This is a genomic window from Amphritea atlantica, from assembly GCA_024397875.1.
Taxonomy (GTDB): domain Bacteria; phylum Pseudomonadota; class Gammaproteobacteria; order Pseudomonadales; family Balneatricaceae; genus Amphritea; species Amphritea atlantica_B.
The window spans coordinates 142,086-166,604 of record CP073345.1 but is presented as its reverse complement, the minus strand read 5'-3'; the positions used below and the strand labels follow the sequence as shown (position 1 = coordinate 166,604).

General features: G+C 52.5%; 25 protein-coding genes, 2 tRNA genes and 1 other RNA gene. 19 read left to right on the top strand and 9 right to left on the bottom strand.

Annotation, left to right across the window (positions count from 1 at the left end; genetic code table 11):
* Positions 1–15 precede the first annotated feature (15 nt).
* Positions 16–1,998, top strand: coding sequence for a HAMP domain-containing protein (locus KDX31_20365; protein ID UTW05478.1), 1,983 nt, complete (start codon positions 16–18; stop codon positions 1,996–1,998).
* Between the two features lie 60 nt (positions 1,999–2,058).
* Here KDX31_20365 and KDX31_20360 read toward each other — a convergent pair whose 3' ends face one another.
* The gene (locus tag KDX31_20360) at positions 2,059–2,571 is read right to left on the bottom strand and encodes an ACT domain-containing protein (protein ID UTW05477.1); all 513 of its coding nucleotides are present in this window, start codon (positions 2,569–2,571) and stop codon (positions 2,059–2,061) included.
* Positions 2,572–2,870: 299 nt separating this feature from the next.
* Here KDX31_20360 and KDX31_20355 point away from each other — a divergent pair, with 299 nt between their 5' ends.
* Positions 2,871–3,791 carry an AEC family transporter gene (locus KDX31_20355; protein UTW05476.1) on the top strand — a complete coding sequence of 307 codons (921 nt, stop codon included), beginning with the start codon at positions 2,871–2,873 and terminating at the stop codon, positions 3,789–3,791.
* 318 nt (positions 3,792–4,109) lie between these two features.
* Here KDX31_20355 and KDX31_20350 read toward each other — a convergent pair whose 3' ends face one another.
* From KDX31_20350 to KDX31_20335, 4 genes are all read right to left on the bottom strand, one after another.
* Positions 4,110–4,715 carry a 5-formyltetrahydrofolate cyclo-ligase gene (locus tag KDX31_20350; GenBank protein UTW05475.1) on the bottom strand — a complete coding sequence of 202 codons (606 nt, stop codon included), beginning with the start codon at positions 4,713–4,715 and terminating at the stop codon, positions 4,110–4,112.
* A 26-nt stretch (positions 4,716–4,741) separates the two neighbouring features.
* Positions 4,742–4,921: non-coding RNA, 6S RNA (gene ssrS / locus KDX31_20345), on the bottom strand.
* Positions 4,922–5,052: 131 nt separating this feature from the next.
* Positions 5,053–5,352 carry a cell division protein ZapA gene (locus tag KDX31_20340; GenBank protein ID UTW05474.1) on the bottom strand — a complete coding sequence of 100 codons (300 nt, stop codon included), beginning with the start codon at positions 5,350–5,352 and terminating at the stop codon, positions 5,053–5,055.
* A complete protein-coding gene (locus tag KDX31_20335; protein UTW05473.1) occupies positions 5,349–5,558 on the bottom strand; it encodes a DUF904 domain-containing protein in 210 nt (69 codons plus the stop codon). The genes KDX31_20340 and KDX31_20335 overlap by 4 nt, the downstream gene beginning before the upstream one ends.
* A gap of 138 nt (positions 5,559–5,696) precedes the next feature.
* Here KDX31_20335 and KDX31_20330 point away from each other — a divergent pair, with 138 nt between their 5' ends.
* From KDX31_20330 to KDX31_20295, 8 genes are all read left to right on the top strand, one after another.
* Positions 5,697–6,293: a UPF0149 family protein gene (locus tag KDX31_20330; protein UTW05472.1), complete on the top strand. Its 597-nt coding sequence runs from the start codon at positions 5,697–5,699 to the stop codon at positions 6,291–6,293.
* A gap of 17 nt (positions 6,294–6,310) precedes the next feature.
* Complete coding sequence (gene pepP, locus KDX31_20325) at positions 6,311–7,624, top strand: Xaa-Pro aminopeptidase (protein ID UTW05471.1); 1,314 nt, start codon at positions 6,311–6,313, stop codon at positions 7,622–7,624.
* A gap of 55 nt (positions 7,625–7,679) precedes the next feature.
* Positions 7,680–8,963, top strand: a complete 1,284-nt coding sequence (gene ubiH / locus KDX31_20320; protein UTW05470.1) for a 2-octaprenyl-6-methoxyphenyl hydroxylase — start codon at positions 7,680–7,682, stop codon at positions 8,961–8,963.
* Positions 8,964–9,011: 48 nt separating this feature from the next.
* Complete coding sequence (locus KDX31_20315; GenBank protein UTW05469.1) at positions 9,012–10,271, top strand: UbiH/UbiF/VisC/COQ6 family ubiquinone biosynthesis hydroxylase; 1,260 nt, start codon at positions 9,012–9,014, stop codon at positions 10,269–10,271.
* Between the two features lie 222 nt (positions 10,272–10,493).
* A complete protein-coding gene (gcvT, locus tag KDX31_20310; GenBank protein UTW05468.1) occupies positions 10,494–11,600 on the top strand; it encodes a glycine cleavage system aminomethyltransferase GcvT in 1,107 nt (368 codons plus the stop codon).
* A gap of 23 nt (positions 11,601–11,623) precedes the next feature.
* Positions 11,624–12,016, top strand: coding sequence for a glycine cleavage system protein GcvH (gcvH, locus tag KDX31_20305; protein UTW05467.1), 393 nt, complete (start codon positions 11,624–11,626; stop codon positions 12,014–12,016).
* A 121-nt stretch (positions 12,017–12,137) separates the two neighbouring features.
* The gene (locus tag KDX31_20300; GenBank protein UTW05466.1) at positions 12,138–13,328 is read left to right on the top strand and encodes a class I SAM-dependent rRNA methyltransferase; all 1,191 of its coding nucleotides are present in this window, start codon (positions 12,138–12,140) and stop codon (positions 13,326–13,328) included.
* Positions 13,329–13,372: 44 nt separating this feature from the next.
* Complete coding sequence (locus KDX31_20295) at positions 13,373–14,410, top strand: NADP(H)-dependent aldo-keto reductase (GenBank protein ID UTW05726.1); 1,038 nt, start codon at positions 13,373–13,375, stop codon at positions 14,408–14,410.
* 45 nt (positions 14,411–14,455) lie between these two features.
* Here KDX31_20295 and KDX31_20290 read toward each other — a convergent pair whose 3' ends face one another.
* Positions 14,456–14,860 carry a CBS domain-containing protein gene (locus KDX31_20290; GenBank protein ID UTW05725.1) on the bottom strand — a complete coding sequence of 135 codons (405 nt, stop codon included), beginning with the start codon at positions 14,858–14,860 and terminating at the stop codon, positions 14,456–14,458.
* Positions 14,861–15,057: 197 nt separating this feature from the next.
* Positions 15,058–15,711 carry an HAD family hydrolase gene (locus tag KDX31_20285; protein UTW05724.1) on the bottom strand — a complete coding sequence of 218 codons (654 nt, stop codon included), beginning with the start codon at positions 15,709–15,711 and terminating at the stop codon, positions 15,058–15,060.
* Between the two features lie 151 nt (positions 15,712–15,862).
* Between KDX31_20285 and rppH the strand changes: the two genes are divergently transcribed.
* Positions 15,863–16,366, top strand: coding sequence for an RNA pyrophosphohydrolase (gene rppH, locus KDX31_20280; GenBank protein ID UTW05723.1), 504 nt, complete (start codon positions 15,863–15,865; stop codon positions 16,364–16,366).
* A 7-nt stretch (positions 16,367–16,373) separates the two neighbouring features.
* On the top strand, positions 16,374–18,653 hold the full coding sequence (ptsP, locus tag KDX31_20275; GenBank protein UTW05722.1) for a phosphoenolpyruvate--protein phosphotransferase: 2,280 nt from the start codon (positions 16,374–16,376) through the stop codon (positions 18,651–18,653).
* A 42-nt stretch (positions 18,654–18,695) separates the two neighbouring features.
* Here ptsP and KDX31_20270 read toward each other — a convergent pair whose 3' ends face one another.
* Complete coding sequence (locus KDX31_20270; GenBank protein UTW05721.1) at positions 18,696–19,469, bottom strand: NRDE family protein; 774 nt, start codon at positions 19,467–19,469, stop codon at positions 18,696–18,698.
* 137 nt (positions 19,470–19,606) lie between these two features.
* Here KDX31_20270 and KDX31_20265 point away from each other — a divergent pair, with 137 nt between their 5' ends.
* Positions 19,607–20,395 carry a prolipoprotein diacylglyceryl transferase gene (locus tag KDX31_20265; GenBank protein ID UTW05720.1) on the top strand — a complete coding sequence of 263 codons (789 nt, stop codon included), beginning with the start codon at positions 19,607–19,609 and terminating at the stop codon, positions 20,393–20,395.
* Positions 20,396–20,451: 56 nt separating this feature from the next.
* On the opposite strand, the gene KDX31_20260 is transcribed toward KDX31_20265, so the two are convergent.
* The gene (locus tag KDX31_20260) at positions 20,452–21,303 is read right to left on the bottom strand and encodes a thymidylate synthase (GenBank protein ID UTW05719.1); all 852 of its coding nucleotides are present in this window, start codon (positions 21,301–21,303) and stop codon (positions 20,452–20,454) included.
* Positions 21,304–21,389: 86 nt separating this feature from the next.
* Between KDX31_20260 and folA the strand changes: the two genes are divergently transcribed.
* The 6 genes from folA (at position 21,390) to KDX31_20230 (ending at position 24,508) form a co-directional block, all read left to right on the top strand.
* The gene (gene folA / locus KDX31_20255; protein ID UTW05718.1) at positions 21,390–21,896 is read left to right on the top strand and encodes a type 3 dihydrofolate reductase; all 507 of its coding nucleotides are present in this window, start codon (positions 21,390–21,392) and stop codon (positions 21,894–21,896) included.
* A gap of 11 nt (positions 21,897–21,907) precedes the next feature.
* Positions 21,908–22,873 carry a bifunctional biotin--[acetyl-CoA-carboxylase] ligase/biotin operon repressor BirA gene (gene birA / locus KDX31_20250; protein UTW05717.1) on the top strand — a complete coding sequence of 322 codons (966 nt, stop codon included), beginning with the start codon at positions 21,908–21,910 and terminating at the stop codon, positions 22,871–22,873.
* Positions 22,870–23,568 carry a type III pantothenate kinase gene (locus KDX31_20245; GenBank protein ID UTW05716.1) on the top strand — a complete coding sequence of 233 codons (699 nt, stop codon included), beginning with the start codon at positions 22,870–22,872 and terminating at the stop codon, positions 23,566–23,568. The genes birA and KDX31_20245 overlap by 4 nt, the downstream gene beginning before the upstream one ends.
* Positions 23,568–24,302: a hypothetical protein gene (locus KDX31_20240; GenBank protein UTW05715.1), complete on the top strand. Its 735-nt coding sequence runs from the start codon at positions 23,568–23,570 to the stop codon at positions 24,300–24,302. Before KDX31_20245 ends, KDX31_20240 begins: the two co-directional genes overlap by 1 nt.
* Before the next feature lie 24 nt (positions 24,303–24,326).
* A tRNA-Thr gene (locus tag KDX31_20235) sits at positions 24,327–24,402 on the top strand.
* Positions 24,403–24,424: 22 nt separating this feature from the next.
* Positions 24,425–24,508, top strand: a tRNA-Tyr gene (locus KDX31_20230).
* Positions 24,509–24,519: the final 11 nt, after the last annotated feature.

Here is a 24,519-nt window from a genome sequence, read left to right as displayed (position 1 = left end):
GTTGCCGGAGTGAAAATGAGACTGAATATTACCCATAAACTGATTGCAGGCTTCTCTTTGATGGTGTTGTTTATCATTGTTGTAGGGGCTGGTGGTTTGCTCGGCAGTAAAACGATCTCAAATCACTTTTTTAATGTCTCCGACAATGTGATCCCCTCGTTATCGGGGAGTTTTCAGCAGCTAATCTATCTTGAAGAGGTCAACTCTGAACTGTTTGCAGCGCTGTCTCAGAACCGGATTAAGGAACTTAATCAGAAAAAGAAGGCGGTGAAAGAGCGGATTGTTCAGTTTAATGAGGCCCAGGCGGCTGTGTCGGAAAAGGTGGCCGATCGACCTGAGCTAAAAGCCAGTGTCGATAGAGTTCAGACGGTCAGTCATGAGTTTTTTGAGGTTACCGAGAAGGTGATGGCCGACCGGAAGCAAACGATGATTCTGGAGTTTCAGACCCGGCAGGCGGAGATCGATTTTCGGGGGCTGGGTAATGCTCTTAATCTGTGGCTAAAATCCCTGTATGAAAATCAGGTGAGTCAGGATGTGTTGGATAGAGCGGATGATCTGATGGTGCAGTTCAGCATGCATCGATTTCATCTGGTGGACTTCCAGCGTACCGGTGATATTGGAAAACTGGAAAAACTACTGCAAGAGAATAACGGGGAGCTGGTCAGGGCTCTGAAGAAGATCGGGGCTGAAACGCCGAATATTCAGCTGCTGAAGCGTACTATTAACTCAGTCAATAACCATCTCTATCAAGAGGGAGGGCTGGTTGATTATTACAAGCAGAAGGCTGAGGCTGCAGTTAAACTCGAACAAAGCCTGCAAAAAACGGATAGCTTAATCTCTCAGGCACGTGAAGCCGTGAATGCGTTTATCGCAGCCAATAATGCACTCGCCGGGAATGCCCGTGATGAAGCGCAACAGCTGGTTAATTTCAGTCAGGTTGGCATATTGGCGCTCTCTGTGGGGTCGGTTGTCTTTGGCCTGATCGTGGCAATCATTCTGGTTCAGACGATCCGGGTGCCGCTGGCGCATATCCATAAAGGGCTGAGTGCCTTCAAAGAGGGGGATCTGAGTGTCGTATTTGAGGTTAAGCGCGAAGATGAGTTCGGTGATCTGAGTCGCTACCTGAACTCTGTTGTTGAAGAGCTGAGGGATATTCTGCAGAAAGTTGCTTCGGGGGCTGACCGTTTGTCCAGTGTAGCGAACCGCAATGCCTCGGTTAGTCAGCAAACCACCGACGCAATGAGCTCCCAGGGGATGAAGCTGGAACAAACTTCCTCGGCTGCTGTTGAGATGGAACACAGCGTTTCGGAAGTGGCCGGTCATAGTAAGACCACCCTGAAGGCTGTGCATGAGTTTGAGGTGCTGAGTCAGGACGTGAGTCAGCAGATGCTGGATACGATTGCCAGCATCGAAACCCAGGCGCAGGGTATTGATCAGGCGATGGGTGTGAGTAATGAGATGGCCGCGTTTGGTAATCAGATCGTTATGATTCTGACTACTATTCAGGATATCGCCGAGAAAACTAATCTGTTGGCGTTGAATGCGGCGATTGAGGCGGCCCGTGCGGGCGAGCAGGGCAGAGGGTTTGCTGTGGTTGCTGATGAGGTGCGTGGTCTGGCGGGTCGTACCCGGGATTCGGTTCAGGATATTCAGGATATGGTCGGTAATATGCAGAATGCCATCACCCGTGTATCGGAGGTAATGAATCAGAGCTTTGAACAAACTCAGAACTGTGTGGAGCAGGCGGGTCGTTCGCAGGAGGTGTTGCAGGCGATGAGTGATGCAGTGTCTCATATTAGCGATCTGAATGCCTTTATTGAAACGGCCGCTACGGAACAGGCCCAGGCGGTGGCTGAGGTGAGTCAGACGCTGGTGTCAATTAACGCGGCTGCGGCGGAAACATCTCAGGGAGCTGTCGTTGCTTCTGAAAGTAGTCAGGAGTTACTGGATGTCGCCAGGCAGCAGCAGGCATTACTGGCACGATTCTCGATCAGCTGAATGACCGGCCCTAAAAAAAGCCCGCTGAGTTGCGGGCTTTTTTATGCAATCGGCACGGTCTCAGTTCAGAGTTATATCGACCATCAGGTCGTTGGCAATGCCCTCAAGGGACTGTTGCAGGTCGTCCAGATCGACTCCGGCTGGCACTGTCAGATCGGCATCGGCTTTAAATAAAAGCTCTGCAGACATCGAGCCGCTGACCAGTTCAGTGGATAATCGCTCAACATTAATATTATAGCGGCTCAGTGCCTGGGATATCTCCCGGACAATTCCGGGCTTGTCGTGGCCGATCAGTTCCAGGGTGATGCTGTTGCTGTCGGTTGGTGTTGTCGCTTCACTGCTGCGTTCGGCGATCACTTTCATACCCTGCGACTCAAGTTTCTGCAACGCCTCCAGCAGCGTGTCTGCCTGAGCGTCCGGAACTGAGACCGTCAGGATGCCGGCAAACTTCCCCGCCAGGCGGGACATGCTGCTTTCCAGCCAGTTACCTTTATTGCTGGCGATGGTTTGGGACAGCTGTTCTACCAGACCGGGTTTGTCCGGGGCGATCACCGTAAGTACGAGGGATGTCATTGTTGTTGCTCCTGTAAAGTGTGTCCAAACCAGGATCGCTGTCCCCGTTGATCCCGGTAGTCATTTTCGCCTGTGCAGTGCAGGCGTTTTAAACCTTGTGTATAGAGATGATCCGCTGACCGGTTGATTAACTATCCAGATCCTTATCAGAAGGATAGCTGCAGTCTGCAAAAAGTGCTGACAACCTCTGTTGATCATCCGATAATCCTGCAGATCTTTTATCAACATTGCATCTGCGGCTCTCAGGCTCCGCATCTGCAACCTGACAGTGGCAGGGTTCTAATGGATTATAAACACAGATGAGCGAGATTCTCACGGCCTTATGGCCGGTTTTTGCACTGCTATGTGTCGGGCATGTTATTCGCAGGTCTGGCTTTCCGGGCGATGGTTTTTGGGAGCCTGCGGAGAAGCTGATCTATTATCTGCTGTTCCCGACTCTGCTGGTCTACAAACTGAGTCTTGCGGATGTAGGAGCGGTGCCGGTTTCTGACGTTGCGCTGGCGGTGGTGCTGTTACTTTTTTCAGCAACCGCGATCTTGCTGGGGGTGCAGCGGCTGATGCCCTTGGCCAACAGCAGTTTTACGTCGGTGTATCAGGGAGGTATGCGTTTTAATACCTATGTGGGGCTGGCTTCAAGCGCGGCTCTGTTTGGTGATACCGGGGTGGCAGTGGCGGCGGTTATTATCGCGGTGATGGTGCCCCTGTTAAATCTTCTTTGTGTGCTGATTTTCAGCCTTTATACCCGCAAGGATGCCGGCTATCTGAGTGCCCTGCTGGCGGTGGTGAAAAATCCGCTGATAGTTGCCTGTTTTGTCGGCATCTTTCTGAATCTGACAGGTATCGGCTTACCGTGGATGGTGGCTTCGGTTGCAGAATTACTGAGCGGCATTGCCTTGCCGCTGGCGTTGTTGGCGGTTGGTGCCGGTCTCAATCTTACTGCTCTGCGTAAAGCGGGTGGCGCGGTTATCTATAGCAGTGTTATTAAGCTGTTACTGTTTCCCTGTCTGATGTCACTGATCTGCTGGCTGTTTGTTGCTTCCCCTGACGTGGTTCAGGTGTTACTGCTCTTTAGTGCACTGCCAACGGCTCCCTCTGCCTATGTTCTGGCCCGGCAGTTGGGTGGAGATGCGGTGCTGATGTCAGCGATCATTACGGGGCAAACGCTGCTTTCTATGGTGGTGATGCCCGTGGTTTTGTCGATTTTTCCGCTTTTTCTGTGATTTTCTTTAAAAAAGCGGAACTTATGTCATGAAATTGCTGTCTTCTCTAAAGCTTTTAAAGCAATTGTCGATAAAGTGCATGTAACATCTTAAAAATACATGATAAAAATGCTTGTATTTTTTCGCCTTTATGGAAGAATGTGCGCGCTTTTGATTTAGTGAAATAAACCTTTTGAGCAGTAGAGAATGAAAAAAGGACCGGATCTGGTTGCTGTATTAATCGCCGTGTTTGTACTGGGTACTGTTTTTACAGGCGTCAGTCATGCCGATATCGAGTTTGTCTCGTTGGTTGGGCAGGTGTTTAACAACTAATTTCTGTTATCGGGCGGCGGGATAGAAGCGTTGCTCGGTGGCTACACCCTCAAGTGGAATGTCCCAGCTTTCGGTTTTCAGCTGATCCACTTTCTGCAGGTCATGTGCCAGTCCGATCAGGCGGGTTCCCCTGTCTTTACGCCACCCCTGTTTAAATGCAAAGGTGCGGTCATAATAGCCGCCACCCATACCCAGACGCCCACCTTCATCATCAAATGCCACCAGTGGCAATAGTACCAGATCCAGTGCCCAGGCAGGGCGTCGTGGTGCCTGTATCAGTGAAGGCTCTTTAATTCCGTAGATATTATTAGTTAAAACAGTGTCTTTATTGTATTTAATAAACCAGAGGCGGTTGTGGCGTACCGGGTGCAGGACGGGCAGGAAGCATCGTTTACCCCGTTTCCGGCAGTAATGGATAATCTGTTCGGCACTGATCTCCCCGTCACTGGCAAGGTAAAGGGCAATAGTGCGGCTGCGGCGGAACTGAGTCAGGCGGCGCAGGGTCGCGAGTATTCCATGGGCGTTATTCCGCTGCTGTACAGGGGTAAGGTTGCGTCGGGCTGTACGCATCTGTCGACGCAGACTCTGTTTGAATTCTGTGGCTTTGTTCATACATTAGGTGCGGAAGGAAAAAGAAAAGACTCCCCAAGGTTGCGGCGCAGGTATCGGCCCTGAACCCGAGGGTTCAAGGTGGCAGCCTCCGGAGAACATTAGGCTTTCCGTCTGGCGGACATGCACATCAGTTAACCTGGAAGCTTCCAAAAGTGTGATTATCGGCTCAAGGGACTAAACCCGACTACCAATAACCTCAGGGAGCTGACTCCATTATACTGCTCCAGAATGGAAAGTCAGCCTTGAATTAAAACTTAACTATGCTAAACAGAAAAGAATGTGCGACATAACCGCATGAAAGTTATGTGTATTTATTGTAGATGAAAAAAATTCAAGTTTAAGGCTGTCCGCTATCCGGCAGGGTGTGCGCAATTAACTCACTCAGCTGATCGAGCCGGGCGCTGGTCGCCTGTCGTTCTGCAGTCTGGCTGGATTGTAGTTCGTAAGTGATATTCAGCGCCGCCATGACGGCGACTTTTTCGGAGCCGATAATTCGTCCTCCGGCTCTGATGTCCTGCATCTTCTTATCCAGATAGGCTGCCGCTTTAAGTAGCTCTTCCTCTGCTTCTGCCGGGCAGGCGACCACATACTCTTTTCCCAGCAGGGTGACGGAGATGTTTCGGGGAGAATTGCTCATGCCTGCCGCTCCAGTGTTTTAAGGCGACTGACCATCGCTTCGATTTTCTGCTCAGTCTGACTGACGACCTGAAGGCGTTGGCTGCGCTCCTCTTTCAGGGCAGAGATTTGCAGGTGCAGATCCCGGTTTGACTGCTCAAGTTGATGGCAGTGCCGGATCAGCTCATTAATCTGTTGTTCCAGTTTATCGAACGCTTGCGCAGACATAGTGTAAGACTCAATTATCAGAGACCGTATAATAAGCGGAAAATGGTTGGTAATCGAGCGCTGTTTCGTGGTGCCACCGTAGTTGAAGTGCTAGGATATGAATCCTGAAAAGTTAAGCCGATACAGAGTAGCTCCGCCATGCCCGAAACGCAGTCCCCTGAAGATTTTCTCCCTGAATATTATGAAATGTGTGATGTGCTGGTCGCTGAAGACAGCATGACCAGCAGTGCCGCAGAACTGCATGGCTTATTGTGTGGCTATCTTTCTGCCGGCGCCCGCTTCAGTCACGAAGCCTGGCTGAAGCTGGCCGCGGAGCTAACCGATATCACTGAGTTTCGCCATGAGTCATCGAAACTGGCGTTTACCGATCTCTATGATGGAGTGGTTGCGCAACTGGAGCAGGGCGATTTTGGTTTTCAGTTGTTGTTGCCCGATGATGATCTGTCTATGGCCGAACGGGCCGAAGCGCTGGGGTGCTGGTGTCAGGGGTATCTGACCGGCTTCGGCCTGCAGGGAGGGCATACCAATGAGTCACTCTCAGATGAGCTGAAAGAAGCGCTCTCCGATATGGAGCAGATCGCTCAGATAGAACTGGAGCCTGAAGCGGATGAAGACAGTGAGTCGGATCTCATGGAGCTGCAGGAATATGTCCGTATCTCATCTATGATGATATTTGGCGAGTTTAATGCTCCTCCGTCGCAGGATGAGGTTGCACCGGGTGCAACCCTTCATTAACAGGAGTGACTACAGAGATGCGAATCAGTCAGTCAGATTTTGCCGCCCGCCGTCAGCAGTTAATGGATCAGATGACTCCGGGAAGTGTTGCGGTTATCCCCTCGGCGGCAGAAGTGCCGCGCAACCGGGATGTGGAGTATCCGTTTCGCCAGGATAGTGATTTTTATTATCTGACCGGTTTTAATGAGCCGGATGCGCTGTTGTTGCTGATACCGGGCCGCAACGAAGGGCAGGTGGTGATGTTTTGTCGTGACCGGGATCCTGAGATGGAGATCTGGAACGGCTATCGCGCCGGACCTGAAGGTGCATGTAATGAGTACGGTGCTGATCAGGCCTATCCGGTTGCTGAACTGGATGAACGGATGGACGGCTTGTTAGAGGGTAAGGCGCGGATTTACTACTCCATGGGAACCCGTGAAACCCTCGACGGTCAGGTGCGTGACTGGCTCAACAGTATCCGTAAAAAAGCCCGTCTGGGAGCTGTTGCTCCCGCTGAGATCGTGATGCTTGACCATCTTCTGCATGAAATGCGGCTATTTAAATCAGCTCAGGAGATTGAGGTGATGCGCGAAGCGGGGCGAATCTCTGCGGAGGCTCATGTCCGGGCGATGAAAGCGTGCAATTCCGGTATGAAGGAGTATCAGCTGGAAGCTGAGATTAGTCATCACTTTGCCATGAATGGCTGCCGACTGCCGGCATACTCTTCTATCGTGGGGGGCGGTGATAACGCCTGTGTACTGCACTATACCGAAAACCGGGATGAGCTGAAAAACGGTGACCTGGTATTGATCGATGCCGGCTGTGAACTGGATTATTATGCCGGTGATATTACCCGGACTTTCCCCGTCTCGGGGCTGTTCAGCCCGGAGCAGAAAGCGATCTATGAGCTGGTGCTGAAGTCTCAGCTGGCGTGTATCGAAGCGATTCGCCCTGGTGTTCCCTGGATCCGTATTCATGATCTGTCAGTAGAGATATTAACCCAGGGGCTGATGGATCTTGGGCTGCTAAAAGGGGAACTGGAAGGGTTAATTGAAAGCGGAGCTTACAAAGCATTTTATATGCATCGTATTGGCCACTGGCTGGGTATGGATGTGCACGATGTCGGTGATTACAAAGTCGATGGCGACTGGCGGCCACTGGAACCGGGCATGGTACTGACGGTAGAGCCGGGTATTTATATCTCGCCGCAGAATGAACATGTGGATGAAAAGTGGCGCGGTATCGGTATTCGCATAGAAGATGATGTGCTTGTGACCGCAGATGGATATGAAATTCTCAGTGCCGGAGTGCCTAAGAGTGTGGCTGAGATAGAGCAGTTAATGCGTCAGTAATCGGCCCGTGCCGTGTTACTAAAACGCTACTTTAAGTCTTAATAATCAGGCCTTTATGAAACAGCATTACGATATTTTGATCATTGGTGGCGGTATGGTGGGTGCCAGCCTCGCCGCGTCCCTGATCCCCGCGGGCAAGCGGCTGGGGTTATCGGTCGCGGTGGTTGAAGCGTTTCCGATGCCCGATGCTGACAGTATCCAGTTCCAGCCCAGCTATGATGCCCGGGCCACTGCCCTGGCGTATGGTAGCCGGCTCATTTATGAACAGATAGGGATCTGGGATCAGTTGCGTGAGCATGTGTGCCCGATCACCGATATTCATGTGTCAGATAAGGGGCGTTTTGGCGTTTCACGACTCAATGCCCGCGATGAGAATGTCGCCGCCTTAGGCTATGTGGTGGAAAATCACTGGCTGGGACGGGTATTGATGAATCGCCTGTCGCAGGATGATGCTGGCCATATCGATCTGCTCTGTCCGGCCGAAGTGACTGCAGTGAACTACCAACAGGACCAGCAGGACCGAATGGAGGTGTCACTGACCGTAGAGGGGGGTGAGCATCGGCTGACCGCCGAACTGGTGGTGATGGCTGATGGCGGTCGCTCCGGGCTGTGCGAACAGCTGGGTATCGGTTATCAGCAACAGCGCTATCATCAGCATGCATTGGTTACCAATATCAGTCCGGAAACGGCGCATCATAATATTGCCTATGAGCGCTTCACCGATACCGGTCCGATGGCCCTTCTGCCGCTCGAAGATCTGCCGGCGGATCCCGCGACAGGACAGAGCGGTATCAGCCACCGCATGGGACTGGTCTGGACCGTGCCTGATGACCAGATAGAAGAGATGATGGCGCTGAACGACCGGGAATTTATTGAGCGGGTGCATGAGCGGTTTGGTTACCGTGCCGGCGTGTTTGTTAAAGTGGGTGAGCGCTACAGTTATCCCCTGAAACTCAGTGTTGCCGATGAGCAGGTGCGACAGGGGCTGATAGTGCTCGGCAATGCTGCTCATGCGCTGCACCCTATCGCCGGTCAGGGTTATAATCTGGCGCTGCGCGGTGTGGTGTCTCTGGCGGCTGAACTGATCCGGGCCCGGGAGGCGGGCATCAGTCTGGGGGATATCAACCATCTGACCCGGTTTGCCGAACAGGTGCGTCAGGATCAGCAAAAAACCATTGGCTTCAGTGACAAGGCAATGAAACTTTTCTCCAACAGTAATCCGTTGCTGGCGCTGGGGCGAAGTGCCGGTTTGCAGCTGCTGGATATCTGTCCGCTGGCTAAAACAGTGTTTGCCCGCAGCGCGATGGGGCTCGATCAGCCAACCCCTGATCTGCGCTAATTTACCCTGTATCCGGTTGCTTTGTATAAGCGGTCTGAGAGGACTCAAATGACACAACACAACGAAACAGATCTGGTTATTGTCGGTGCCGGTATGGTGGGGCTGACACTGGCGGCATTGCTGGCAGAAAGTGGTCTACGTATCCGTATTCTTGAAAGCCGGGATTTCGATCCTCAGAGCGCTCTGGAAGGGGAGCAGTCTCAGCGGGAGATGGGCTATGATCCCCGGGTAAGCGCATTAACCGTTGCCTCTCAGCAGGTGTTAACGGTTGCCGGCGCCTGGTCCCGGATTGAACAGATGCGTTTTATGCCCTATCGGGCAATGGATGTCTGGGATGGTGAGGGTAGTGGCCAGATTCGCTTTGACTGCACTGAGCTGCATGAGCCTTGTCTTGGTCACATCGTTGAAAACCGGGTTACTCAGGCTGCATTGCTGCACCGGGTGCTGAGTCAGGCAAACTGTGAACTGTCTGTTGGGGTAAAACTGGAAGCGCTTTCGGAGCCCGATACGGATGCTGTGCGCACGCTGACACTCAGTACGGGCGAAACTATACCGGCGCGCTGCGTTGTCGCTGCCGATGGCGCTCTGTCAAATACCCGCAGACTGGCGGGCATCGGCATGTGGGAGTGGGATTACGGCCATCATGCGATCGTCACCACGGTGACAACTGAGCAACCCAATCAGGCGACCTGTTGGCAGCGTTTTACCGAAGACGGCCCGCTGGCATTTCTGCCTTTGCCGGACGCTCACCTCAGCTCGATTGTCTGGTCAACCTCGCCCGATCACGCCAAAGCGCTGATGGAACTTGACGATACTGAGTTCTGTCTGGCGCTGGAACGCGCGTTTGAGGGACGTTTAGGGGCCGTGAAACATACCGATCAGCGGTTTGTTTTTCCTTTGCGTCAGCGTCATGCAAAACAGTATGTAAAAGCGGGATTTGCAGCGATCGGAGATGCGGCGCATACAATCCATCCGCTGGCAGGACAGGGAGTGAACCTGGGGCTGATGGATGCCGCCGCGCTGGCTGAAACCATTATGGAGGGGCTGGCGGCGGGTGTGGCGTGGAACTCTGAATATCATCTGCGCCGATTTCAGCGTTCACGACAGAGTGAAAACCTGCAGATGGCCGCCACTATGGAGGGGTTTAAGCGACTGTTTAACACCCGTGCTCCGGTTTCAATATTATTGCGTAATACCGGGATGAGTCTGATGAACCGCTTGTCGCCGGTTAAAAATCATATCGTCCTGCAGGCGATGGGACTGAGTGGCAATCTGCCGCGCCTGGCCCGAAGGCCTGTCAGGGATTAATGTCGGTTATTGAACTGAGAAAAAGAGTGCTGCGGCCGCGGGTCTTGATAGACATATAAATGGATCTGCGAGAATCTGAGTACAAAATTTGCACTGTCTGAAAATTCTATATACATTGTCTGCCCTTTTCAGATATAGCCCTTAGCTTCAACGCTTAATAACAATTAACAGTGTCAGTTACAGAGTGATGAAAGAGTCGCTCAGGATAAAAGAGTTAAGAATATGGGACACCAAACCGCACTTTACCAAAAACACCAGCAGGCGAACGCTAAGCTGGTCGACTTTGGTGGCTGGGATATGCCTATTAACTATGGATCACAGGTTGAGGAGCATCATAAGGTACGTACCGATGTCGGTATGTTTGATGTATCGCATATGACCGTGGTTGATGTGACCGGGGCGGATGCCAAAGAGTATCTGCGTTATTTACTGGCGAATGATGTGGCTCGTCTTCAGGAGCATGGTAAAGCGCTCTATAGCGGCATGCTGAATGAAACCGGTGGCGTTGTCGATGACCTGATAGTTTACCTGATGACCGACCCTGATGTGACGGGTGAGTGGTTCCGGGTGGTGGTTAACTGTGGCACTCGTGAAAAAGATATACGCTGGATGGCTGATCATACTGCGTCGTTCGATAATGTCGCATTGACCGAGCGCCCTGAACTGGCAATGGTAGCGATTCAGGGCCCCAATGCGATAGCAAAAGTGACCTCTGTCGTGAGCGAATCCCGTGGTAAACTGATTCAGGGTCTGAAGCCTTTTCAGGGGCTTGAATCGGAAGGCTGGTTTTTTGCCAGAACTGGCTATACTGGTGAAGATGGGCTTGAGGTCATGGTGCCGGAGGAGTATGTTGCAGACTTCTGGCAGGCACTGGCAGATGCGGGTGTTGCCCCCTGTGGTCTGGGTGCTCGCGATACCTTGCGTCTGGAGGCCGGAATGAATCTGTATGGTTCCGAGATGGATGAGAAAACTTCTCCGCTATCGGCTAATATGGGGTGGACAATCGCCTGGGAACCGGCTGAACGTGATTTTGTTGGCCGTAAGGCGCTTGAAAATCAGCGCAGTGTTGGTGTAAAACAGAAACTGGTAGGTCTGGTGCTTGAGAGCCGTGGTGTTCTTCGTAGCCATCAGAAAGTGATGATTAACGGTGAGGAAGCGGGTGAAATCACCAGTGGTTCTTTTTCGCCTACATTGGGTTGTTCTGTCGCAATGGCCCGGGTATCAACTGAAATTGCTGATACATGTCATGTTGATATGCGTGGCAAACTGGTAGAAGTTAAAGTGGTAAAACCGTCATTTGTGCGTAATGGCGAGAAAGTGTTTTCATAAACTCTCACTGTAGGAAAGAGAAAATGAGCGATATCCCAAGTGATCTGAAGTATGTTGCCAGCCATGAATGGATCCGTGACGAAGGTGACGGTGTGGTTACTATAGGTATTACCGATCATGCCCAGGATCTTCTGGGTGATGTAGTATTTGTTGAGTTGCCTGAAGCGGGCTCTGAATTTGCTACTGGTGATGATCTGGGTGTGGTTGAGTCGGTTAAAGCTGCATCAGATGTGTACGCGCCTCTGAGTGGTGAAGTGATTGCCATCAATGAGGAGCTGGAAGATGCTCCTGAACTGGTCAACAGCGATCCGTACGGTGATGGCTGGTTTGTAAAGATCCGTCTTTCTGATGTAAGCGAAACCGATGACCTGCTGGATGCGGATGGTTACGCGGAGCTGTGCGAAGCGGAAAGCTGATCGGATCACTGATCACAAAAAAATTTAAGCCCTGCCACTGCGGGGCTTTCTGTTTTCTGGGTCCGCGGGATATCTCTGTCGGTTGCCCTCCTAATAACGGTAATCCTGAAGGTAACTCTCCTTGCAACAACTACGTTTGAATTCCGGCGCTGATAAGCGTCTTCGCGGTGGCCATGTCTGGATCTACAGCAATGAAGTGAACACAAAGCTAACCCCGTTGAAGCAGTTTACCCCGGGTGAGCAGGTGGTGGTGGAGAGCTCTTCCGGAAAGGCGCTGGGGTTGGCGTATGTGAACCCCAATTCGTTGATCTGCGGGCGTCTGGTAAGTCGCAGTGTAAAGATTCCGCTGGATCGCTCGCTGATTGTACACCGTTTGAATATCGCGCTGTCTCTGCGTGAAGCCTGCTTTGATAAGCCCTGCTACCGTCTGGTTTTTGGTGATAGTGATGGTTTGCCGGGACTGGTGATCGACCGGTTCTTCGATATTTTTGTGGTGCAGATCTCAACCGCCGGAATGGAGTTGTTTAAAGAGGATATCGTTGCCGCGCTGGAAAAGGTGTTTAAGCCGCAGGGAATACTGTTTCGGAATGACGGCAAGATGCGTCAGACTGAAGGGTTGGAGAGCTACACCGAAGTAGCCTTTGGTGAGGTGCCCGAACTGGTGCCGTTTGAAGAGAACGGGGTGTCCTTTCTGGCACCGGTGCATAAAGGTCAGAAAACGGGCTGGTTCTATGATCACCGCCTTAACCGTGCCCGGATGCAGCAACATGTTGAAGGCAAGCGGGTACTGGATCTGTTCAGCTATATAGGTGGCTGGGGCGTTCAGGCGCTGGCTGCCGGTGCAGAACATGTCACCTGTCTGGATGCCTCCGAGTTTGCGCTGGATATCGCTCAGGAGAATGCCGTTCTGAACGGTGGTGAGGAGCGTTTTACCACGATTCAGGGGGATGCTTTTGATGGTTGTAAAATGTTGCTGGAGGAAGAGGAAAAGTTTGATGTGGTGATCGTGGATCCCCCTGCCTTTATTCAGAAACGCAAGGATATCCGCAATGGTGAGCAGGCCTATAAGCGGATTAATCAGTTGGCGATGCGTCTGGTGGCCAAAAACGGTGTTCTGGTTTCAGCATCCTGTTCGATGCATCTGGAGCGTGAGCGGCTGGTGGATATGATCCGTTCAGAAAGCCGGGCGCTGGATCGTCAGGCGCAGATTTTTGATCAGGGGCATCAGGGAGGGGATCATCCAGTGCATCCGGCTATCCCTGAAACCGACTATCTTAAATCGTATTTTGTCAGGTTATTGCCGGTTTCCTGATTGATTAATCTCTGATCTCGGTAAACAGGAAAGGGGGAGAGGGTATGGAGTATAAAATTTTAGGCGGCAGCGAGTTGAATGTCAGTCGTATCTGTCTGGGTACGATGACGTTTGGTCAGCAAAATTCTGAAAGTGAAGCCCATGAGCAGCTGGATTATGCCGTTGCCCGGGGGGTGAATTTTTTGGATACCGCCGAAATGTACCCGGTTCCTCCTCAGGCTGAAACTCAGGGGCGAACCGAGCAGTATATCGGAAGTTGGTTAAAAGCCCGGGGTAACCGGGAGCAGATGATTATTGCGACTAAAGTGGCCGGCCCTGCCGAAATGGCCAGCCATATCCGGCCAGGTCTGTGTCTCGATCAAGCCAATATCAGGGCGGCTGTGACCGCCAGTCTGCAGCGACTGCAAACCGATTATATCGATCTCTATCAGTTGCACTGGCCCGAACGGGCGACCAATTTTTTTGGTGAACTGAATTACAGGCATCAGCCAGATAAAGATGGCACGCCATTGCTGGAGACGCTTGAGGCATTGAAAGCGCTGGTGGATGAAGGTCTGATCCGCTATGTCGGGTTGTCCAATGAGGTACCCTGGGGCGTGATGAAGTTTCTGGGATATGCTGAGTCGCTGGGGCTGCCCCGGGTGGTTTCTGTGCAGAATCCTTACAACCTGCTGAATCGTAAAGATGAAGTTGGCCTGACAGAGGTGTTGATGCGGGAAAATGTCGACCTTCTGCCCTATTCGCCAATGGCCTTTGGTACGCTGAGTGGTAAGTATCTGGATGGTAGTGCGGGCGCCGATGCCCGGATAAATCAGTTTCCGCGATTCTCCCGCTATTTGACAGAAAACGGCCTGAAAGCAACCGCTGAATATGTACAGCTGGCCCGTGATCATGGTCTTGATCCGGCTCAGATGGCGCTGGCTTTTGTCAACAGTCGTCCGTTTGTCGGCAGTAATATTATCGGCGCCACAACGCTGGCGCAGCTGAAGAGCAATGTAGACTCAATCAACCTGGCTTTGTCTGCGGAGGTTCTTGAGCAGATAGACCTGATTGGGGTGCGGTATTCAAACCCCTGCCCCTGAATCCTTCTGCAGAATGCTCTGTTAATCAGCAGAGCATATCTGCTCTCAGGCGACCCGACAGTGCTTAAGTTGCTGATTTAACACCGCCATTACCTGACTCCGTTTAACCACGCCTACCAGTATGCCGTTTTCTACCACGGGGTAAACTTTCGGTTTATTGGTGGTCATCATCTGAGCCAGCTCCAGTGCCGTGTTGGTCGGCTTCACTGTGAGTGGGTCACGCCGCATCATATCTTTTACCAGAACATGGCTGTCGCAGTGGTAACTATCACCCAGCAGGTATGGGATGCAGTCTTGTTCAGACAGAAAGCCAGTGACATGTTTTTTGTCATCTGTAACCGGAAGTCCGAGCATATTGCTGGCGAGAAGGTGGTCTAGGGCTTGGGGTAACGACATCCCTTCTTTTAATGGAGTCATGTGCTCAGACATGATCTCTTTAACCAGAATCATTGTCTCTCTCCTGTTGTTCGCTGAGCAAGTTTTGCTTTTGCTCAATGCTATTTCACAGTTTTGCAGTAAAACGGCGATTTAACCAATCAAAATTGACTATTTAGCGGATAGGAAAAATTAAATGAGGGGCGGGATTAGCTGTGTGGTTGGGGGTGCGGGCGAAATCGCACACCCCGGATGGCGCGTGGGGAGGGTAATTAACGCAGGCTGATAATCGGCCAGCCCTTCTCTTTTGCTGCCTGCTCGAGGAGTTCGTCCGGATCGACGGCGACGGGATAGGTGACCAGCTCCAGCAGTGGTTTGTCGTTGATTGAATCGCTGTAGAAGTAGCTGTTATCCAAGGTGTGGCCGGTTTGCTGCAGCCACGCCTGTAGCCGCTCCACTTTACCCGACTGGAAGCAGGGTGTGCCGGCCACTTTACCTGTGTAGCGGCCATCGATCTGCTCCGGCTCGGTTGCCAGCGTGTCGTCAACCCCCAGTGCCGCAGCGATGGGACCGGTGACAAAGCGGTTGGTGGCGGTAATGATCAGCAGGAAATCACCCTGTTGGCGGTGCTTTTGCAGCAGGGTGGCGGCTTTATCCAGCATCATCGGGGCAATCGCAGTCTGCATAAACTCTTGGTGCAGCCGTTCGAGCGTCTGGGGGGCATGTTCGGTCAGAGGTTTCAGGGCAAACTCGAGAAACTCAAAGATATCCAGCGTCCCGGCTTTATACTGCTGATAGAAATAGTCATTTGTCTGACGATAATGTTCAGTATCTACAATGCCTTTGTCGCACAGAAACTCGCCCCAGGCATGATCGCTATCGCCGTTCAGCAGAGTGTTATCCAGATCAAAAATAGCCAGACTCAAGGTGACCTCTCCAACTCAATTCAAGGGAGCGCTTAGGATAGAGGCTTGCTGTAAAGGAGGCAAATGCTAATCTCTGACATTTGATGCCTTAATTTGCTGAACTACCTGAAGTTGTGGAACAATAGCGTAAAAGAGTTTGAAGGAATTCACCGTGATAGATTCAGATGGGTTCAGGCCGAATGTCGGTATCATTCTGGCTAACTCGATGGGTCAGGTGCTTTGGGCAAGACGTATAGGGCAAAATGCATGGCAGTTTCCCCAAGGGGGGATCAACGCGTCAGAGTCGCCGGAACAGGCGATGTATCGGGAACTGAAAGAAGAGATCGGGCTCTCACCTGAGGATGTTGAGGTGATTGCTGTTACCCGAGGCTGGCTCCGTTACCGGCTGCCCAAGCGAATGATAAGGCACCATTCCCATCCGGTTTGTGTAGGACAGAAACAAAAATGGTTTTTGCTGCGAATGTTGAGTGATGACAGCGCAGTAGTCATTGATTCAACCAATTCGCCGGAGTTTGATGGTTGGCGATGGGTCAGTTACTGGTATCCTCTGGGTCAGGTAGTTGCATTTAAACGGGATGTGTACCGTAAAGCGATGCGTGAGCTGTCGCCTAAACTGACACGGCTGGTTCTTGGTGGTTGGTATTTAAAGGAGTAAGCACTACATGCTGGAAACGCTGCGCAAAATTGTACAGGAGGTTAACGCCGCGCCTGATCTTGAATCGGTGCTGGATGTTATTGTCCGCCGGGTGCAGCGTGCTATACGTACAGATGTTTGTTCCATCTACCTGATTGATCGACAACGTGAACGCTATGTCCTGATGGCGACTCAGGGACTGAATCGAAAATCAGTCGGGCAGGTTTCCCTGTCGATGGATGAGGGCGTCGTCGGTATGGTGGGGCAGCGTGCTGAGCCTATCAACCTCGAAGATGCTTCTGTTCACAGCGCATTTACCTACCTGAAAGGAACGGGCGAGAAGAAGTTTCATGCTTTTCTTGGGGTGCCGATTATACATCACCGGACTTTGCTGGGGGTTCTGGTTGTACAGCAGAAGCTGATCCGTAAGTTCGATGAGTCTGAAGAAGCGTTTATGGTGACGATGTCGGCACAGTTGGCTGGCGTCATTGCTCATGCTGAAGCGACAGGCTCCATTCTGCAGATATCTGATCATACCAAGACTGAAGCTGACCGAAAGTTCGAGGGGGTTTCCGGCTGTATCGGGGTGGCGATAGGACCTGCGGTGGTCATGACCCCACTGGCCGATCTTGATGGAGTACCCGATCGTAAGATAGAGGATATTAAGGCTGAAGTTGCTAAATTCAAGAGCGCGCTGGCTCAGGTTCGTCGGGATATTAAACGGGTAGGGCGCAGTCTGGCTAAGCGGCTGCGCTCAGAAGAGCGCGAGCTGTTCGATGTTTATATCCGTATGCTTGATGATAATGCCCTGGCAGGTGAGATCATTGCCCGCATTAAAGAGGGGAGTTGGGCGCAGGGGGCTTTACGGCAGGTTATTGGCGAGCATGTACAGCAGTTTTCCATGATGGAAGACCCCTATTTGCGGGAACGGGCGACGGATATCCGTGATCTTGGTCGCAGAATGCTGACCTGTATGCAGGAGTCGGGTCCCTCTCTGGCGGAGATCGAATTTCCTGAAAATACTATTCTGGTCGCCGATGAGCTGACTCCGGCTATGCTGGGTGAGGTGCCCACGGAGAAGCTTATTGGTCTGTTATCGGTCCACGGCTCCGGTAACTCCCATGCGGCTATTCTTGCCCGTTCGATGGGCATTCCAACGGTTATGGGGGTGGTTGACCTGCCCTACACGCGTATTGAAGGGCTGAATGTTATCCTCGATGGCTATTCCGGCCGGGTATTCGTAAATCCTTCCGACGATCTGAGTCAGTGCTATCAGGATATTATCCGTGAGGAGAACGAGGTTAATGCCGGGCTGGAGGGGCTGAAAGAGCTGCCGGCAGAAACCACCGATGGTTACCGTATGCCACTGTGGGTGAATACCGGTCTGATTACCGATGTTGCGCGCTCCCTTGATCGCGGCGCGGAAGGTATCGGTCTTTACCGTACCGAAATTCCGTTTATGATCCGGGATTTTTTCCCCAGTGAGCAGGATCAGATGGAGACCTACCGTAAGCAGCTGGAAGCGTTTGCGCCCCGCCCGGTAACGATGCGAACCCTGGATATTGGCGGTGATAAACCTCTGCCGTACTTTCCCATTGAGGAGGATAACCCTTTTCTGGGATGGCGGGGTATTCGGGTAACGCTGGATCATCCGGAGATATTTCTGGTACAGATCCGGGCGATGCTGCGGGCCGCTGAGGGGTTAGATAACCTGCGTATCATGTTACCCATGGTGACCAGTGTTCATGAGGTCGACGAGTCTAAAAAACTGATCGCTCAGGCGGTAGATGAGCTGCGTGAAGAGGGGCATATCATCAATCAGCCGCTCATTGGTGTGATGGTGGAAGTTCCCGCTGCCGTGTATCAGGTGCGCCGCTTTGCCCGACGGGTAGACTTTATATCGGTCGGCTCCAACGACCTGACTCAATACCTGTTGGCTGTTGACCGCAACAACCCCCGGGTTGCTAATCTTTATGTGCCGTATCATCCTGCCGTTTTAAAAGCACTGCAGTTTATTGTTCATGAAGCTCATAAAGAGAATGTTTCAGTCAGTATCTGTGGTGAGATGGCGGCCGATCCGGGAGGCGCTATTCTGTTGATGGCAATGGGCTATGATGTCCTCTCAATGAACGCGACGAACTTGCCTAAAGTTAAGTTTGCCCTGCGGGGTATCAGCTTTGACCGTGCCCGGGAGTTGCTGAATCAGATTATTGTTATGGATGATGTGGATAAGATCCATATGATGCTGCGCAATACGCTGAAGGAGCTGGGGCTTGGTCAGTTAACCCGGCCAGCCATACCCGACTGAGTCGTCGATTGATTTTTATGACTCTCTGTTTTGGGCAGTACTTTATTCCGGGATCATTGCCGTCTCTGCCACAAAGCTGAACTCGCTGTGTTCGGTTTCTCCTGCTGCGTCAAAGTTCTGTTCAACAACCAGGGTTTCACCGCTGTGCCTGATCAGCACTGCGGTGGTCGCCCGGGTGCCGTAACGTTCAGAGCGGATAAACCGGGCAGAGAGCAGACGCTCCAGTTCAATACTGATACCGGTCTGCGGCAGCAGATCGTCGTGATAGGTGGTGGGATCCTGCATTACGCTGATCAGGTTATCTGCGGATAACAGCTCGCTGTCGATGCAGGCCTTAAATGCCGCTTTCGCTGCGACAAGTTTGGGCCAAGGAGTATCGAATACGGCATTGCTGATGCCGTGAATGCCATGCGGTACCGGCTGCAGTGCCGGGCTGCGGTTTGACAGATAGCAGAGTTGCCCGCCATCATCGATCAGTTGATTGAAGCCATCGAACCGGCCGGTCTCTGTGTCGCGAATAAAGCTCTGGCAGCTCATCTCACCGAGCAGAAACTGCAGCGGCAATTGGCCTCTTGAACTGATCCCCCGGGGTTTTATCAGTCCGTTTCTGTGGTTGGTTAGGGCGGAGAATCGACCCGTGCGGGTCAGTCCTAGCCAGGTGCCTCCCTGCTCCAGATCCTGGCCTGCCAGCAGTTGTGGCTGTTCGGCCCAGTACTGCATCGGCCGGGTGGGGCGTTGATAGAACTCATCCCGGTTGGCAGTCAGGATGAGTCTGTAATCGGGATGGTAGTTATAGGCGAACAGAATCAGGCACACGGCAGGAACTCTTTTTGATGGTGTGGATCAATGTATAGCAGCTTTATTTAAAACCAATAATTGTAATTAATCTATTGTAGGATGTCCGGCGGACAGGGTTGTATCCTGGCAGCTTCAAAATAAGGAAGAGTGTTTTAATGTGGGTTCATGAGATTGATCCGATTGCGGTGGCGTTAGGGCCGTTAACAATTCACTGGTATGGTCTGATGTATCTGGTTGGCTTTGCCTCCGCCTGGTATCTCGGAGGCCGGCGCGCCCGACAGCCTGGTTCCGGCTGGACCGAGGAACAGGTCTCCGATCTGATTTTCTGGGGTGCCATTGGCGTTGTACTGGGTGGCCGTTTTGGTTACGTGGTGTTTTATAACTTCGGTCAGTTTCTTGATGATCCGCTGTGGCTGTTTGCGGTATGGGAGGGCGGTATGTCGTTCCATGGCGGCTTGCTGGGCGTGATTGCGGCGATCGGTTATTTCTCCCATAAGTACCGCAAGAGCTATTTTGATATCGGTGACTTCGTTGCTCCGCTGATTCCGATCGGACTGGGTGCCGGGCGGATCGGTAACTTTATTGGCGGTGAGCTCTGGGGCCGGCCGACGGATCAGACCTGGGGGGTTATCTTTCCCCGGGCCGGCGATATGCTTGCCCGTCACCCTTCCCAGTTGTATGAGTTCGCTCTGGAGGGAGTGTTGCTGTTTACGGTGCTGTGGTTTTATTCGGCCAGACCGCGCCCCAAAATGGCGGTGTCGGGAATGTTTTTACTGCTCTATGGCATCTTCCGTTCCAGCGTTGAATTCTTCCGTCAGCCGGATCTTCAGCTGGGGTTTGTGGCGCTGGACTGGATGACGATGGGGCAGGTGTTGTCGCTGCCGATGATTGTGCTGGGGGCTCTGTTGCTGGTGCTGGCGTATCGCAAACCGGTTATGCCGTGAGCGATTGTTGTGTCTGTAGGAACTGAAAGGAAAAAACCGCCCATAGGCGGTTTTTTTTATACTGAGAACGGGTACTGAATCGGTGCGTGGTATTGATAGTCTTCTACTTCGAAATCATCAGTGCTGACCCAGGTCTCGAGATCCTCCAGGGTTTTAATGTCCGGGTTGATCTTAAAGGTTGGCAGCGGTAGTGGCTCGCGGGTGAGTTGCACGTCACGCATGAGCTCAATCTGATCCTCATAGATGTGAGCATTGACGATCTTGTGGTACGCCTTACCCGGTTTTTTGCCGGTAATCTGAGCGATAATCGCCAACAGGAAGTAGACCTGAACCATGTTGAACGTCAGCCCCAGTGGCACATCGCAACTGCGCTGTGTACTGTTTAGGTAGAGCGTATCATCCAGCAGAGAAAAGTGGTGGCTGTACATGCAGGGACGCAGGCAGCCCATATGAAATGCACCGGGATGATAAAAGGTGTAAATCTCGCCGCGATCGTCAATGCCGCGCGTCAGGTCATCAACAATTTTGCGTAACAGATCGATGCTGCCGCCATCTGGTTTTGGGAAATTTCTGCCCACCTTGCCATAGATAAAACCGCAGTCATCGGTGCCCTTGCGGTAGGGATTTTCCAGCCAGGCAGCATTGTCGTTAGCGTTGGCATCCCAGGTTTTGGTGCCGATCTTTCTGAACTGTTCGGCGTTGTCATAGCCGCGAATATAACCCAGCATCTCTGCGATCGCTGACTTATAGAAGCTTTTACGGGTGGTCACCAGTGGAAAATCGCCGGCGGCAACATCGTAAGTGAGATCGGCGTTAATAACCGTCAGACAGCGCTTGCCGGTGCGGTCGTTTTCTACCCAGACGCCTTCGTTTATGATTCTCTGGCAAAGATCGAGATATTGTCTCATTGGTTTGTTATTAACACCTGTGGTTAAATTCAGCTTGCTAATGTTATCAAACAGCAAGGCGCTGGTACCAGTATTAAGGAGATTATATGAACCTGGCGATCATTGTTGCCCAGGCAGAGAACCGGGTAATCGGGATCAACAATAACCTGCCCTGGCATCTGCCGGAAGATCTGCGTTATTTCAAGCAGGTCACGATGGGTAAACCGATTATTATGGGGCGCAAGACCTTCGAGTCGATTGGTCGGCCGCTGCCGGGGCGCACCAATATCGTGGTCAGTCGCGATCCTGCCTATCAACCCGACAATGTTAAGGTGGTGAACAGTCTTGAGGCAGCCCGGGAGCTGGCTGAGAGTATCTGTACCATCGATGGCTGTGATGAAGCAATGGTGATCGGCGGGTCGCAGATTTATGAGCAGGCTCTGCCGCTGGCGGATCGGCTCTATCTCACGCAGGTGCACGCATCGGTTGAGGGTGATGCATGGTTTCCGGCGTTTCATCCCGGAGACTGGGCTGAGCTGGGTCGGGAAGACTTTTCTGCTGCCGGTCATAACCCCTATGATTACAGCTTTATTGTTCTCAAACGGATCTCCTGAAGGATGTCGCTATGATTGAACCGCTGTTGGCTGTACTTGCGGATGGTAAATTCCATTCAGGGCAGGCGCTGGGTAAGGTGCTGGGCGTTAGCCGAAGTGCTATCTGGAAGCAGATTAAAAGTATTGAAGAGTCTGGCTTAGAGATATACAGCGTCAAAGGGCGGGGCTATCGTATCCCCGGAGGGCTGGATCTGCTGAGACGGGAGTTGATCGAAGAGGAGTTGAAACCTGAGGTGGCTGATGCTCTCAAGCTGATCGACCTCAACCTGATTATTCCCTCTACCAATGCCAAGGCGATGGATGCTGTCTACTGTGATGGTCACGGATCGCTTTATCTGGCGGAACAGCAAACCTCCGGACGCGGTCGCCGGGGGCGTAGCTGGACCAGCCCGTTTGCCAGTAACCTGTACTTCTCGCTTACCTGGCAGTTCAGTAATGGTGCTGCAGCACTCGAAGGGCTCAGTCTGGCGGTCGGTGTGGCGTTGGTTCGCGGGCTGGCGCGTATGGGAATTGAAGGTGTTGAGGTTAAGTGGCCCAACGATCTGCTGTGGCGTGGTCGTAAGCTGGCGGGAGTGCTGCTGGAGATGAGTGGCGATGCCGCCGGTGACTGTTTTGTTGTGATCGGGGTAGGTATCAATGTGAAGATGCCGGAAGCGGCGGCTGAGTCGATAGACCAGCCCTGGGTGGATCTGCAGCAGGCGCTGGGTGTTGCGCCCTCGCGAAACCGGTTGCTGGCTGAGCTGATCAATGAACTGGTGCCGGTGTTGCAACAGTTCTCCGAGGAGGGGTTTGCGGTATTCCGGGATGAGTGGCAGGCGGTCAATGCACATCGTAATCAGGTGATCAGTCTTAATCTGGGGAGTCGTCAGGAGCTGGGTGTGTGTCGTGGTGTTGATCAGACGGGAGCGTTGTTGCTGGAAGTGGATGGCAGGTTGCAGCCTTATCATGGCGGCGAGGTGAGCGTTCGGCTGGTATGAATATTCTCGATCTGGATGCAGGTAATACCTTTGTTAAGTGGCGGGTTTTCGGAACCTCTTTGCGGGGGCGAGTAGGTCATCATGAGCTTGACCACGAGGCCTGGCCTGAGTCTGTTGATCGCGTCAGGGTAGCTTCGGTTGCCGGTGAGGGGGTTAACCGGGCGCTACGTGATTTTGTTCAGCGTCGCTGGCGGTTAGTGCCTGAGTTTGCCGAGACCCGGGCATCGGCGTGCGGGGTTGTTAATAGTTATACGGATCCGTCCCGGATGGGGGTCGATCGTTGGCTGGCTGTACTGAGTGCCTGGCAGCAGGCCCAAGGGGCCTGCTGGGTGGTGGATTGTGGTAGCGCGATCACTGTCGAGCAGCTGGATGATGCGGGTCAGCATTTGGGAGGCTATATCATGCCGGGGTTGCAGCTGATGAGTCAGAATTTACTCAGTAATACCGCTAAGGTGATTGTCGATCACTCAATTGAGGGTTTTAGTGCGGCGCCGGGTGTGAATACGTCAGAGGCGGTTCAGCATGGAGTTAACCTGTTGCTGGTGTCGCTGGCCGAAAAGGTGATGCGCAAGGCGGCGGGGCAGCCTGTGTACGTCACCGGAGGGGATGGTGAGCTATTCTGCACGCTGGCTGATGGCGCGATCTGGTGTCCCGATCTGGTATTGGATGGTCTGTCGCTGGCGCTCGGAGAGTAATGGTGCGCTGGATATTTTTTCTGCTGCTGTTGGCAAACGCCCTTTATCTGGGTTGGCAGGTGCGCCAGCCGGTGGTAAGTGATGCTGTTGTGATCCCGGAAAATGTCGCCCGACTGCGTCTGTTGAAAGAGGAAGATGCTACTTTGTTATTGCCGCGGGAATCTGCCCGCCGGCAGGTGCCGCGGTCCAAGGAAAGCGCTCTGGCGTCATCGGAATCATTAACTCCACCCGTTAAATCTGAAGCGGAGGCTCAGTGGTGTCAGGTTGTCAGTGGTATTGCGCAGCAGAGTGCTGCCATTGAGCTGCAGCAGCGTCTTCAGCAGCGAGGGCTGAGCGCAACGCTGATCCCGGTCGATAATGAGCGGGTGCTGGCGTATGAGCTGACGCTGGATAGACCATTGCAGCCTGAGCGTCAGCGAGCGCTGGTGGAGAATCTCGCGGCGCTGGGGCTGAATGCAGAAGAGGCGCAGGTTGATATGCAACCGGTCTATGTTGTTGGTCGTTATGGTAGTCGTGAAGAACTGAATCAGGCCAAAAATATACTGATCGGATTGTTTAGTTTCGATGAGCACCGGGTGGTCAGTCAGGAGCGTCTGTTCGAGGTCTGGGTAGAGGTCGGTGGTTCAGTTGAAACTGCTAATGAAATCAAAGGAGTAGAACAGTTTCTGAATTCTGCCATAAAAATCGAAAAAAAATTATGTAAAGGGGTTGCAAGCACAGGGGTGCGTGATTAATATATGCGCCACTTCGCAGCTGATGCCGGTATAGCTCAGTTGGTAGAGCAACTGACTTGTAATCAGTAGGTCCCGAGTTCGACTCTTGGTGCCGGCACCATTTAGCGGTGAAGTATTGGTAGGGTGGGGTTCCCGAGTGGCCAAAGGGATCAGACTGTAAATCTGACGCGCGAGCTTCGGTGGTTCGAATCCACCCCCCACCACCAATAGCTGTAAG

Excerpts from the sequence above, each read along its gene's own strand:
- KDX31_20365 (UTW05478.1), top strand. The coding sequence starts at position 16 with ATGAGACTGAATATTACCCATAAACTGATTGCAGGCTTCTCTTTGATG.
- KDX31_20360 (UTW05477.1), bottom strand. The coding sequence starts at position 2,571 with ATGACATCCCTCGTACTTACGGTGATCGCCCCGGACAAACCCGGTCTG.
- KDX31_20355 (UTW05476.1), top strand. The coding sequence starts at position 2,871 with ATGAGCGAGATTCTCACGGCCTTATGGCCGGTTTTTGCACTGCTATGT.
- KDX31_20350 (UTW05475.1), bottom strand. The coding sequence starts at position 4,715 with ATGAACAAAGCCACAGAATTCAAACAGAGTCTGCGTCGACAGATGCGT.
- KDX31_20340 (UTW05474.1), bottom strand. The coding sequence starts at position 5,352 with ATGAGCAATTCTCCCCGAAACATCTCCGTCACCCTGCTGGGAAAAGAG.
- KDX31_20335 (UTW05473.1), bottom strand. The coding sequence starts at position 5,558 with ATGTCTGCGCAAGCGTTCGATAAACTGGAACAACAGATTAATGAGCTG.
- KDX31_20330 (UTW05472.1), top strand. The coding sequence starts at position 5,697 with ATGCCCGAAACGCAGTCCCCTGAAGATTTTCTCCCTGAATATTATGAA.
- pepP (UTW05471.1), top strand. The coding sequence starts at position 6,311 with ATGCGAATCAGTCAGTCAGATTTTGCCGCCCGCCGTCAGCAGTTAATG.
- ubiH (UTW05470.1), top strand. The coding sequence starts at position 7,680 with ATGAAACAGCATTACGATATTTTGATCATTGGTGGCGGTATGGTGGGT.
- KDX31_20315 (UTW05469.1), top strand. The coding sequence starts at position 9,012 with ATGACACAACACAACGAAACAGATCTGGTTATTGTCGGTGCCGGTATG.
- gcvT (UTW05468.1), top strand. The coding sequence starts at position 10,494 with ATGGGACACCAAACCGCACTTTACCAAAAACACCAGCAGGCGAACGCT.
- gcvH (UTW05467.1), top strand. The coding sequence starts at position 11,624 with ATGAGCGATATCCCAAGTGATCTGAAGTATGTTGCCAGCCATGAATGG.
- KDX31_20295 (UTW05726.1), top strand. The coding sequence starts at position 13,373 with ATGGAGTATAAAATTTTAGGCGGCAGCGAGTTGAATGTCAGTCGTATC.
- KDX31_20290 (UTW05725.1), bottom strand. The coding sequence starts at position 14,860 with ATGATTCTGGTTAAAGAGATCATGTCTGAGCACATGACTCCATTAAAA.
- ptsP (UTW05722.1), top strand. The coding sequence starts at position 16,374 with ATGCTGGAAACGCTGCGCAAAATTGTACAGGAGGTTAACGCCGCGCCT.
- KDX31_20265 (UTW05720.1), top strand. The coding sequence starts at position 19,607 with ATGTGGGTTCATGAGATTGATCCGATTGCGGTGGCGTTAGGGCCGTTA.
- KDX31_20260 (UTW05719.1), bottom strand. The coding sequence starts at position 21,303 with ATGAGACAATATCTCGATCTTTGCCAGAGAATCATAAACGAAGGCGTC.
- folA (UTW05718.1), top strand. The coding sequence starts at position 21,390 with ATGAACCTGGCGATCATTGTTGCCCAGGCAGAGAACCGGGTAATCGGG.
- birA (UTW05717.1), top strand. The coding sequence starts at position 21,908 with ATGATTGAACCGCTGTTGGCTGTACTTGCGGATGGTAAATTCCATTCA.
- KDX31_20245 (UTW05716.1), top strand. The coding sequence starts at position 22,870 with ATGAATATTCTCGATCTGGATGCAGGTAATACCTTTGTTAAGTGGCGG.
- KDX31_20240 (UTW05715.1), top strand. The coding sequence starts at position 23,568 with ATGGTGCGCTGGATATTTTTTCTGCTGCTGTTGGCAAACGCCCTTTAT.